9 protein-coding genes are annotated in these 12,319 nt (G+C 33.7%); all 9 read right to left on the minus strand.

The window, feature by feature from the left end; all coding sequences use genetic code 11:
* Positions 1-3: 3 nt before the first annotated feature.
* Positions 4-1,035 (minus strand): ABC transporter permease, encoded by a 1,032-nt coding sequence (locus FP435_RS07145; RefSeq protein WP_265483595.1) that lies wholly within the window; start codon positions 1,033-1,035, stop codon positions 4-6.
* A 5-nt stretch (positions 1,036-1,040) separates the two neighbouring features.
* On the minus strand, positions 1,041-1,970 hold the full coding sequence (opp3b, locus tag FP435_RS07150; RefSeq protein WP_265483597.1) for an oligopeptide ABC transporter permease: 930 nt from the start codon (positions 1,968-1,970) through the stop codon (positions 1,041-1,043).
* Positions 1,971-2,042: 72 nt separating this feature from the next.
* Positions 2,043-3,662, minus strand: coding sequence for a peptide ABC transporter substrate-binding protein (locus FP435_RS07155; RefSeq protein ID WP_265483599.1), 1,620 nt, complete (start codon positions 3,660-3,662; stop codon positions 2,043-2,045).
* 140 nt (positions 3,663-3,802) lie between these two features.
* The gene (gene tyrS, locus FP435_RS07160) at positions 3,803-5,065 is read right to left on the minus strand and encodes a tyrosine--tRNA ligase (protein ID WP_265483601.1); all 1,263 of its coding nucleotides are present in this window, start codon (positions 5,063-5,065) and stop codon (positions 3,803-3,805) included.
* A 290-nt stretch (positions 5,066-5,355) separates the two neighbouring features.
* Positions 5,356-8,331, minus strand: coding sequence for an LTA synthase family protein (locus FP435_RS07165; protein ID WP_265483603.1), 2,976 nt, complete (start codon positions 8,329-8,331; stop codon positions 5,356-5,358).
* Positions 8,332-8,435: 104 nt separating this feature from the next.
* The gene (locus tag FP435_RS07170; protein WP_265484654.1) at positions 8,436-9,053 is read right to left on the minus strand and encodes a glycerol-3-phosphate acyltransferase; all 618 of its coding nucleotides are present in this window, start codon (positions 9,051-9,053) and stop codon (positions 8,436-8,438) included.
* A 26-nt stretch (positions 9,054-9,079) separates the two neighbouring features.
* Entirely contained in the window at positions 9,080-10,204 is a 1,125-nt protein-coding gene (locus tag FP435_RS07175; RefSeq protein WP_265483605.1) for an LCP family protein, read from the minus strand.
* Positions 10,205-10,331: 127 nt separating this feature from the next.
* Positions 10,332-11,213 (minus strand): aldose 1-epimerase family protein, encoded by an 882-nt coding sequence (locus FP435_RS07180; RefSeq protein WP_265483606.1) that lies wholly within the window; start codon positions 11,211-11,213, stop codon positions 10,332-10,334.
* A gap of 166 nt (positions 11,214-11,379) precedes the next feature.
* The gene (locus FP435_RS07185; RefSeq protein ID WP_265483607.1) at positions 11,380-12,252 is read right to left on the minus strand and encodes a GRP family sugar transporter; all 873 of its coding nucleotides are present in this window, start codon (positions 12,250-12,252) and stop codon (positions 11,380-11,382) included.
* Positions 12,253-12,319: the final 67 nt, after the last annotated feature.

Genomic DNA, 12,319 nt, shown 5'->3' on the forward strand with positions numbered 1-12,319 from the left:
CTTCTAGTTTCTTCTAGTTCTTGGATCAAGTGCATCACGTAAACCATCACCTAATAAGTTAAAAGCAATCATCAAAATACATAAAACAATTGCTGGGAACCACATTTGATATGGTAAGAATTGGAAGTTCTTTTGTCCTTCATTAAGTAAAACACCAAGTGATGTTTGTGGAGCTGAGATACCGATCCCAATGAAACTTAAGAATGCTTCAAAGAAAATTGCTGTTGGGATTGTGTACATCATTTGAATAATAATTAAACTTGATAAGTTTGGCACTAAGTGCTTCCAAGCAATCTTCCAACCTGATTGTCCTAAGTTCTTTGCTGCCAAAACATATTCTTGATTCTTCAAAGTTAATGTTTCAGCCCGAATTTGTCGTGCCATGGTGGTCCATGATGAAATGGCAATTGCCAAAATAATTGACATCATCCCTGGTTTTAAAACTACTAGCATTAATACAACAATAACCAAGTTAGGAATGGAGGAAATAATTTCAATAATTCGCTGCATCGCATTATCGACTGCTCCACCTTTCCAACCTGAGATAATTCCATAAATTACCCCGATCGTTAAATCGAATAAAGCAGCTACAAAGGCAACAATTAGAGAAATTTTTGTTCCATAAATAATTCTTGGTGCAAGTGGTCGACCTAAATAATCAGTTCCGGCAATAAAATATTTATTTTTTGGAACATTATTTTCGGCATAAACATCAACCCACTTACCATTTTCTTTTAATTTACCATTCAGTCCATTAATTGCGCTAAATCCTGGAACTTTTGCTGGTAAGTTAGCATATTGTGGTTGAGATTTAACTAACGTATTGTTATTGATAAATGGTGTTGACCCAAATGAAACTAACACCATTAAAATAATTACAATTGCTGAAACAATGGCAGCTTTGCGTTTTTTTAATTGAAGCCAAACACTTTGTCCAAAAGTGAGAGATGGACCAACAATATTTTCATTACTTTGTGTCTCTTCAGGCGCTAATGGTGCAAAAGAATCTGCATTTAAATGTTCTTTTTCTTGCATTGTCCTTATCCCTCATTTCCTTGTAATCTAATTCTTGGATCAATTAAGCCATAAATAATATCAGTAATTAATAAAACTACTACTAGTCCGATGGAATAAACCATTGTTACTCCCATAATTGTTGGGTAGTCATTAGTTAAAATTGATTTAACAAATTGTTCACCGATACCTGGAATATTAAAAATATTTTCAATAACCATTGAACCAGTCATCAATGCTACAGTATAAGGTCCAAGTAAAGTTACGATTGGAATCATACTGTTACGCATTACGTGCTTACGTACAACTTCCATTCTACTAAAACCTTTTGCACGCCCTAATTCAACATAGTCTTGGTTCATATTGTCAACCATACTTGTTCTCACAAAACGTTCTGTTTCGGCCATTGGGGCTACTGCCAATGCAATAGTAGGCAATACTGTTTGGGCAAATGAACCCCAACCTGCAATTGGGAACCAACCTAACTTTAAACCAATGTAGTATTGTAAAATAACTGCTAACACAAAGTTAGGTACAGAACGTCCAATAATGGCCAAAACTGTCGCACCAGAATCTGCCCAAGTACCTTGTTTAATTGCAGCTACTGCCCCTAAAAAGGCTCCAACAACTACTCCTAAAACCATTGCCTGTAATCCTAATTGCATTGAAACAGCAAGTCTTGGCAAGATTAAACTTGAAACAGATTGATTTGCATATTGGAATGAAGTTCCGAAATCGCCCTTAAACATTGAACCTAAATAAATTAGGTATTGAACAATAACTGGTTTATTTAATCCATATTGTTCATCCATAATATGACGCTGGGTGAGAGTCATTTTTGCTTCATTGGCATATGGTGAACCTGGCATTGCTTTCATCAAGAAGAAAGTTGCCGTAGCCACAATGAAGAGTGTTAGAAACATATAAAATACACGTTTTAATATAAACTTTGTCATAAGTTCTCCTTTAATTAATCCTCACCCTAAGAAAAACCAGAAGTTTATTTCCTAATTTCTTACAGTGTCAGTTTAATTTTTTGCAACGTATGCATTCTTAAAATTATAGTTTGCTCCAGCAGAGTTATAAATAATACCTTTAATATCTGGACGTACTAACCAAGCTTCTCCTTGGTAGTAAAGAGGTGATACTCCTTGTTGATCAAGTAATAAGCTTTCGGCTTGTCTTAAGTCCTTCCAACGTTGCTTTTGATCTGTAGTATTCTTGGAAGCTTCAATTAATTGATCATATTCTTTGTTTTTCCATTTACCATTGTTATTAGCATTGTTTGAAGTGAACAAATCATCAAATGAAATTGGATCGGCAAAATCTGCTCCCCAGGCTGAAACAACAATATCAAAGTCACCAGCTGTTGATCTGCTCAAACGTGTCTTAAATGGTACATTTTGAGTTTTAATATTCATTCCTGGTAGTGTTGATTCAAGTTGACTTTGAAGTGTTTCAGTGGTCTTTTTAGCTACATCGGTATCATCAGAAAGAATTGTTAAGCTAATACTCTTAGTACCTAATTCTTTTAATGCTTGTTTAAATAACTTCTTAGCTGCAGTTGGGTTGTAAGCATCATATCCATTATCTGAAACAGTTGATGAAAAATCTACTCCATCAACTTTAGCTAAGTTCTTAGCTGTCAAACTGTTAGCTGCTGTATTACCTCCACCTAGAATTTTTACTAAGCTTTGACGATTTACAGCCATTGAAATTGCACGACGTAAGTTGGTATTTCTTAGAGCTTTAAGTTTAGCTTGATTATACTGCAAATAAAATGTTGACGCACTATTACGAACAGTGTAACCGGGATCTTCTTTTAAGTGTTTACTTTGTTCTGCATCCAACTTAGTTGCATCTAGCATATTAGATTGATACATATTGTAAGCCGTTGAAGTAGTCTTTTGAACTGAATAATTGATTGTATTCAATTTAACTGCTTTTTTATCCCAATAATTCTTATTCTTTTTTAATTTCCAAGATAAGTTAGCACCTGACCAACCGGTTTGTACAAATGGACCATTATAAGCAACATATTTTGAAGCCGTTCCGTACTTTGAACCAGCAGATTTTACCATTTTTTCCTGTTGTGGGAAAAATAATGGGAATCCCATCAAAAGTTTGAAGTATGGTACTTGTTTATCAAGTGTTACCACAAGTTTATATTTCCCATCTGCTTTGACTCCAAGACTGGAAACTGGCTTTTTACCTGCTGTAATATCTGTAGCATTTTTGATACCTTCAAATAAATAAGCATATTGCGAACCAGTAGCTGGATTTACCGTTCTGCGCCAAGAATAAACAAAGTCTTTAGCAGTTAACGGAGTGCCATCAGACCATTTAGATTTACGTAAGGTAAAGACCCACTTTTTACCATTTTGTGATACTTGTGTTTTAGTGGCTAAAGCATTCTCAATTTTTTCATCTTTTCCTAAGCGATATAATCCTTCCATCACATTATTCAATTGGTTAAAACTGGTATTATCAGTTGCTTTTGAAATATCCATTGTTGGAATTTCAGCTGCATCCATCCATGTTATTTCTTGTTTATCTTTACTTGATGAATTGGAAGAACTACACGCACTCAAGCCAACGGCTGCCAGACACAATACACCAATGCTGGCAATAAGCTTTTTGGGTCTCATCCTTATTAACCCCTTTCTTGTAAATTATTAATTTTTTATCTATTTTTTAATCTTATTGTAAGTATATGATAAAAACTTTTAATAAACAAGATTTTAACGAAGAAAAATTAAAAAAGATTGGAAATTTCCAATCTTTTTCATTATTTAATTCTCACTAAAGTGTACTTCTTTTTACCTTTTCTAATAATTACAAACTTACCATCAAAATTATCAGTTGGATCTACCACATAGTCCATGTCTTGGATTCTTTCGCCATTTACATAGATTGCACCATTTTTAACATCCTCACGTGCTTGGCGCTTAGAAGGTTCAATCTTAGTTTCAACTAAGAAATCGATTAAGTTTTTACTTTCATTTGGAGCTTCAGCACTTGGTGCATTCTTAAAGCCTTGTTCAATTTGTTCAGTAGTCAAATCTTTAATTTCACCACTAAAGAGTGCCTTAGTAATGTATTGTGCTTCTTGCAAAGCTTTTTCACCATGAACAAACTTCGTAACTTCTTCAGCTAAACGTTTTTGAGCTTTACGCTTCCAAGGTTCCTTTTCTACACTTTCTTCAAGCTCTTCAATTTCTTGACGTGATAAGAAAGTAAAGTACTTCAAGTATTTGATTACATCACGGTCATCTTGATTGAGCCAGAATTGATAAAATTCAAATGGACTTGTCTTTTCAGGATCGAGCCATACCGCACCACCAGCAGATTTACCAAATTTAGTACCATCGCTTTTAAGCATTAATGGAATTGTTAAGCCGAAAGCCTTCTTATCATTTCCTTCTAATTTATGAATTAAATCGATCCCAGCAGTAATATTTCCCCATTGGTCACTACCACCAATTTGAAGTTGAACATTGTGGTCTTTATTTAAGTGGTAAAAATCAATCGCTTGTAAAATTTGGTAAGTGAATTCAGTAAACGAAATTCCGTTTTCTAAACGAGAAGCCACAACATCTTTGTTTAACATGTTATTAATTTGGAAATACTTTCCGTAATCACGTAAAAAGTCAACCAAATTCATCTTACCGAGCCACTCATTGTTGTTCACAATTTCAAAGTTTTCTGTACCAAAAAGCTTCTTCATTTGAGCAGTTAGAGCTTCTTCATTTTTATGAACTTGTTCTGCACTTTGAAGGGTTCTTTCAGTTTTACGACCAGAAGGATCACCAATTGCGCCAGTTCCCCCTCCAATAATAATTACTGGGTGATAACCTGCCAATTGGAATCTCTTCAAAATCATAAAGGGAATTAAGTGACCGATGTGAAGTGAATCACCAGTTGGATCAGTTCCACAGTATAAGGCCAAATCATCATGTTCTTTTAAATAATCACGTAATCCTTCTGCATCAGTTTCTTGATTAATAGCTCCACGCCATTGTAAGTCTTCTAAGATATCAAATTTTGCCATAATTTCCTCCATAAAAAACGTCCCTAGTCGAATAGACTAGGGACGACTTAATTACTAATTTAGCCGTGGTACCACCCACATTTGCATATTACCTATGCCTCTCATCTGTCTTTAAGGAAACAACTCCATCGTATTTCGTTTAAACCTTGACCTGCCTAGCTTTCACCTACCGCTAGTTCTCTGAACTCTGAATCAAGCAACTACTTCTATAACTATGATATTACTTACTTTTTGAAGATTAGTCAACTAGATAACAAAAAATGATTTGTCGAATGACAAATCATCTTTTTCTATTTATAAAAACCTTTTGCTTTTAAGCCATAAGCTTGACCAGCTGTCATATCATATTGAACTTCTTCATAATCTCTCAAAAGTGCTTGTTGATCTGAAGTCAAAGTCTTTGGATCAACTTTATTTCCTTTTTGATCAATTAATTCAAAGCCTTTATCACCTTCATAATTGATTGTAATTGCAGGTAATTTTTCATGTACTTCGGTTAAGAGAGCTTGATATGGAGTAACCTTTGAATTGGTTTGTTCTAGCATCAATGCAATGAAATCACTAGTATTTACATAATTAGTCTTATTAGTCAACTTAGCTTTTGCTCCATGTTCTCTAGCGTACTTATTAGAGTAAATAAAGTAACGCGTTGAGTGCATTTGAACTGGGTACTTCGAAGTATAACTTTGTGAAAGAATACTTGGGTAGTGATCGCCGTAAAATACAATAGTAATTGGTTTATTAATCTTATCAATTTGACCAATAAACTTCTTAACTGCCTGGTCAGTATATTGAACACCTTTTACATAGGTAGCAATTTGTTCCTTAACAGCACTACTGTTAAATAACTCACCTGAAATCTTACCCATATATTCATTATTTGGATACCAGTTATTATATGGCATGTGGTTTTGAATAGAGATCAAGTTAATGAATTGGCCACCCTTTTCAGAATTAATCTGTTTAATTCCGTTAGCATAAGTGGTGAAATCAGAGTTATAAGTACTTTTACCAAGTTTCTTTTGATCAATAATCTTGTACTTAGAACCAACATAAGCAAACTTATCAAACTTAAAGCGTTTGTAGTCTTCGACACGTGAATAATAACTACCAATAAATGGGTGGATTGCTGACTTCATACCAAAGTCCATTCCAATTGTTGGATAGTACTTATACTTAGGCACAACTTGAACATATGGTGTCAATGTTGTCTTGAACATCCCCATATTAAGTCCAGTCAAAGTCTCCCATTCCATATTGGCGGTACCACCACCATAACCTGCGCTAAGCATATTACCGTAAGTAGCTCTACTTTCCATTGATTGAATAAATTTCACTGGATTTGGTGCTGACTTATCAATCTTAATAGTTGGAATTGTATATGGATCAACAAAACTTTCACTCAAATTAAAGACGATAGTTTGCTTACTTAAATCATTCTTACGAGTCTTATTAATTTCAGCTGCAACTTTACTATACTTCTCATTTAGGTGTTGAATTGTAGCGGCAGAATAATTTTCTGGCTTATTCATTACTTGCAGGTCAATATAGTTTAAAAAGTTTAAAACAGGTCCATTAATCTGGATATCTCTTTCTGGGTTTCTGAAAGATTGTTTGTTGTCAAAACCACGATTAATGTAGTAAATAATTCCACCATCATGGTTAAATCGTAATGGAGTCAAAAAGAGTAATAAGCTTAGTAAGGCCCAAATTCCACGTCTCTTCCAGGATCCCTTTTTCTTAATTGGATGTTTAACTTCTAAGTAAATATCCAGTGCAATGACGATTACCAAGGCAATTCCAATTACAATTAGTAATTGATTTCCCACCATTGGTGCTAAAGTCTTAAAGTTAGTTGCCTCACTTAATTCACTTGGATAAATTGGTTCTCCACGTAAGTTTAATTTAACCTTATTTGCAATAGCCCAACCAATTGTAATTACACTTACTAAAATAGTGGAAGTCCAATATCTTGTAGTAATAAAGTAGAAAATTGAAAACAAGGCATCTAAAAAGATGGTTGTTAAAATAATTGCAAAGAATCTTGTTCCTAGTAAGAAAATAACTGCATTAATATCAGTTGCAGTAGTAATTTGAATTCTTAAGTTATCAGATTCAATTAAAAATGAAAGGAAACTCAAGATGTAGAACCAGCTCCACGTAAGAACTTTTACATGGTGTTGCTTAATCCAATTAGTAAAGTTCTTCCAAGCCAATTGAATAACTTCAGCTAAATTATCTTGCTTACTTAAATCAATTAAGACTCTTCTAATTGGACGTACTTGGTACAAGTATTTTTCATATAAAACAGCTAATGCTAAGCTAGCTAGCATCATGAATAAGATCATTAATAATTCATTAATACCAGCACTTCCAGTAAATCTAAAGCTAAGCATAAAGTTCTTAGAAATTGGTGCTTGCATGAAGACTACTACTGGAATTAAGTAGCGCATTTCTCTAACTGTAAATGATTTAATTAATTTAATAAAAATCAAAAATACAGCTAATACTACTAAAAATAAGAATGGTGAGGTTGGATTATTAAGAAAGTTTCGATTCCATCCGCCACCACTTCTTCCAGAAAGAAGTTGATACCAGTAAACACCATTAAAGCCAGCTACCCCAATAATTACAACAAAAAATGAAATTATTCCACTAATTATTGACCATATCTTAGCTTTTTGACTTAAGGGGGTATTTACTAAAAACATTCCCCAGGCAAAATATAAAATGAAATATAAGCCAAAAATGGAGTATTTAAAGTTAAGTGTACCTGCACTAGTCGCAAAGCCAACTAAAGTTAACAATCCCAATAATAGAACATTTTGTTTTGTTGTTAATTTTCTTTGCAACTCATAAATATATGGCTGCGCAAGTATACTAAAAATTAACCCTGCTAATAAAACAGAGGTACTAGTTAAGACTGGGAAAAATACTCCCCATAACTTCCACATGGTAAATGAGCTTGGTGACTTAAAGAAATAAACTAAATAAAAAATCACCAAAGTTACCACAGCCATTATCCAGTATCTAAAAGCTTCAGCTGGGTGAACTTTCTTTTTACTATAAACAGCACCAAAAATCATTGGTACAAAAATCATTGTGGCATTCTCTGCAGTAGTAGGAATAAATTTCAAAATACTTCCTAAAGGAAAGCGTGCTAAACTACCGCCAAAAGAATAAATTTGTGCCAACATTATAAATGTGGCTAACAAAAGAGCAAAAAATTGCCCCACTGTTAATGTGTTCTTCTTTTTTGTATCCATGTTTTCTCTTCCATAATTAAAATTTAATCATCTCAGGACAATTACTAAGTTATTATAGCTTAAAATTATTACATATTTATAAAGAAAAAGGGATTATTTCAAATTTATCCCTTTTTTCCTAATTTTTTCTTGATTGTGGTCAAAATATCGACCCTTTTCCCTCTGCCAGCAAAGAAATCGACGATGTCTTTTCTAAATTTAAAAGTCATAATCAAACTTCCAAGTAAGAAAAGCACCCCATATTGCCAACCATTAAGGATCCAAATATTTATACTAAACCCATACATATAAACAAGTGGTGGAATTGTCAAATTCTTCATCAAAATTACTAAAATTAACCCTACAATTAGCCATAAAAAACCTAGTTTCCAATTGAAGTACACAATCCATAAGGCACTAACGGCAACACCTTTTCCCCCATTAAAATGATTCCAAATGGGAAATGAATGGCCTAAAATAAGCCCCAAACCACAAAAACAAATTGCTAACCAGTTCCACTGGTAAAGAAAACTTACAATTAGAAAAGCAATTAATGTCTTAGCTAAATCTCCAATACAAGTTAAAATTCCCCACTTTTTGCCTAAAACGGCTCCCATATTCGCTGTTCCAGGATTATCCGAACCAAACTTAGTAGGATCTTTGTGCAAAAGACCTTTTCCAATAATCATGGCAAATAAAATATTACCAAATCCATAGCCAATTATAATTGACCAAAAATACATCCAAAAATTATTCACTTAAACTACCCCTATGACTCTAATTTATCGCCATTCCACCAATCATCACTATTTGGTTCGTAAACATAGTATTTTTGATTACTATCGCCACTATTCCAATCAAAATCAGTATTTTTTGAATTTTGATAAGTTTCGTTATTATTTAATTTAACTGGTGATAAGCCCAAACTTTTACGTACAATGTCTGAAGTTCTTTGTAACTCAGTATCACTCATTACTTGATAAGAAGCATCCCCAATCATAGCGCCACGACCATGAAGATAGTCGCTCTTCATATTTTTAATACAATCACGATAGTTTTTCGCAATCTTCATAATTGAATTAAAAGTCAAATTAGTACGGATACTTTTTGAAGCAGAGTCAGTCACTTCATTAATATTTTTCAATGTATTTAATGACATACTATTTTGTAATATAGACATAATTACTTGGCGTTGGCGTAATTGACGGCCGTAATCTCCTCTTGGATCGTCATAACGCATTCTTGAATAGGCTAAGGCCTGCTTACCATTTAAATGCATCTTTCCTTTTTTAAAGGTGTAACCTCCATATGAAAAGGTAAACGGTACATCCACATCAACACCGCCAACACCATCCACTAACTTCTCTAATCCTCCCATGTTAACTTCAACATAGTATTTTAAAGGAACATTTAAAAGGGTTGAGGTTGTTTTTAAAGCCATACCTGCTCCACCGATATTATAGGCAGCATTTATCTTATGGACACTAAAGTTTTGCGTACCAATCATTTGCGCCATTGTATCACGTGGAATTGACATCATACTGAAAGTTTTTGTTTTTGGATTAACTGTCGCAATAATCATTGTATCAGTATTACCGCGGACATCTGTTCTTCCTAATGCTCCTGTATCAGTTCCTAATAACAAAATAGAAAAACTTTCTTTTCCATTAAAACTATCCTGCGTAACTTTATTGGTAGGATCATAAGTTTCATCAATTGCACTTTTGGTTTTATGGTAAACATAGCCACCATAACAAGCAGCTATCACAAGAATTGTAGCTAACACTCCTACAACCCAGGCAACAAGATGATGCTTTTTAGGTTGATTCTTTTCACGTTGCTCTCTCAATTCTCGCCGAGTTGGTAATTTTTGATTTTTATTGTCATTATCCATATAATTTTCCTTTGCTTTCTCAAAAACAAAACCATTATACCAAAGATAGGCGGCCGATCTTCTTTTGTGGCAAAGTCTTTAAAATTCTTAAGAAAAAAAGCCAATGTGGTTTCTCACATTGTACTAATTAATTCAAGCTAATGGTAGTCTTTAAATCAATCTCTTGCTCTGGTTCTAAAATTTTATTACCTAATTTTTCACTCCAACTTGGGTTATTTTCTTCCATATCTGGAAATCCATTAATTGGTGCAATGGCTAAAAATTGGTCGGTTTCCGGGGATTTCCACAACTCAATCCCACTGAAGTCTTCTAATCTTATAGAAACTTTTCTCTCTATATTATTCTTATTTGTCGACAAAATGACTAAGGTTAATCCAGGAGAATTAATATAAAGATGTCCATAATCAAAAACCGCCTTACTTAAAGCTAAGGTACTCTCCTTAAGTCCCAATACCTCAGTCGCATTTGCAGCTCTTAATCCTTCTTTATTTACTGAAAATTGCGTTAAACTTGGTGTCTCTGGTATAAATTTTAATTCATAATCATCAAAATTTAACTTTTCATTGCTAACTGATAGATTAAAAGCAGGCATAATTCCTAAAGCATACGGCATTGGAGAAGCAGATAAATTTTTTAAATGAAAACTGACTTCCAAACCAGTGGCAACTAAGGCATAGGTAACCATCAAAGAAAATTTAAATGGATATATTTTATAAGTCTCTTCATTATCCATCAACATTAAACTTACTCGATCATCACCTTTGTCTACCACAGTCCATTGATAATTATTGGCAAAGCCATTAACAGGCATATTATATTTTTTTCCATCAACTACATATTGATTGTTATAAGATTTACCAACTGCTGGAAAGAGAATTGGCGAATGTTCTGCCCATTCACTTCCATTCCAAATCCAATCGAAGTTATCACTTTTTTGGACAAAATGGGTAATCTGTGCTCCCATTTCATTAATTCCAACTTCAAATTGACTATTTTCTATTATTAACATTAATTTTTTAACCCCTAGCTTGTTAACCCTTTTAATATCTAAAAAGTAACAACTATCTTAATAAATTCTTTAACTTTCTCTCAATTTGAAAATATCACGTATTTTTATTACTGTCAAACACAAACTTTTAACCACAAAAAAAGCATCCCTTTACGGATGCTCTAATTTAAAAGATTCTTGTAATTACTGCACCAGCAATAATTAATACTAAACCAATAATTGTAAAAATAAGGTCTCTTCTTGATTTTGCTTCCTTTAAGAAAAGAATACCACCTAAGGTAGAAATTACTACACAAAGTTGAGACATAACAAAGGATAGGTTCACACCATTATCTTTAACAGAAAAGACATAAGCAAGTTGCGCAATTCCGTAAAGCAATCCAGCTGCTCCTCCTTGAAGAGAGGTCTTTTCAACCCAGGCATGAACATTGCCAGTCACTAAGGTATAAATGAATACTGCTACAAGCATTCCAGCAGTTTGGCCAAAGAAGAAGGAAATACTATCTCCTTGAACTGCAATTGGAGTTTGTGGTAAAGAACTGGATGAGATATAACCCAAACTAGTAACAATAAGTAAGATAATGGTTGCTACTTGGTTCTTCTTATTACCTTCTTCAGTCTTTTGATCTGTTAAAGAAGTAAACACAACCCCAACAATCAAAATAATAATTCCTAAAAAGCCCCAGATTTTTTGTTGAGTCTTGGCCCATTCGCCAAAAAAGATCATTCCTACCAAAGGAACCCCAATCAGCTGTAATCCAGTGGAAATTGGCATTGTCTCTGAAACCCCAATTTTTTCATAGGAAATATACTGTCCAACTTGCCCCACTACCCAGAGTGCTCCGGCTAGCGCTGAAATCCAAAATAGTGGCCAAGTAATTGTTGGGCGAACAATTGCCATTAAAATTACACCAAATATAAAAGCACCTGCAACTGTACCTACGATTTGGTTATATACAGTACTTTTCTTAATACTAGCAATTACTAGTGGCATTAGCCCCCAACCAATTGCTGGAATAAAGAGTAGAATATATTTCATTAATCGTTACCTTCCTAAAATTACATAGTCAAATAATAATTAATTATACTAACTTCAAGTAAGCGAT

Source organism: Lactobacillus sp. PV037, assembly GCF_014522345.1.
In the GTDB taxonomy this organism is placed as follows: Bacteria; Bacillota; Bacilli; order Lactobacillales; family Lactobacillaceae; genus Lactobacillus.

Coding starts and splice junctions, on each gene's coding strand:
- FP435_RS07175 (WP_265483605.1), bottom strand. CDS start 10,204: ATGGATAATGACAATAAAAATCAAAAATTACCAACTCGGCGAGAATTG.
- FP435_RS07170 (WP_265484654.1), bottom strand. CDS start 9,053: ATGTATTTTTGGTCAATTATAATTGGCTATGGATTTGGTAATATTTTA.
- opp3b (WP_265483597.1), bottom strand. CDS start 1,970: ATGACAAAGTTTATATTAAAACGTGTATTTTATATGTTTCTAACACTC.
- FP435_RS07185 (WP_265483607.1), bottom strand. CDS start 12,252: ATGAAATATATTCTACTCTTTATTCCAGCAATTGGTTGGGGGCTAATG.
- FP435_RS07145 (WP_265483595.1), bottom strand. CDS start 1,035: ATGCAAGAAAAAGAACATTTAAATGCAGATTCTTTTGCACCATTAGCG.
- FP435_RS07165 (WP_265483603.1), bottom strand. CDS start 8,331: ATGGATACAAAAAAGAAGAACACATTAACAGTGGGGCAATTTTTTGCT.
- FP435_RS07155 (WP_265483599.1), bottom strand. CDS start 3,662: ATGAGACCCAAAAAGCTTATTGCCAGCATTGGTGTATTGTGTCTGGCA.
- FP435_RS07180 (WP_265483606.1), bottom strand. CDS start 11,213: ATGTTAATAATAGAAAATAGTCAATTTGAAGTTGGAATTAATGAAATG.
- tyrS (WP_265483601.1), bottom strand. CDS start 5,065: ATGGCAAAATTTGATATCTTAGAAGACTTACAATGGCGTGGAGCTATT.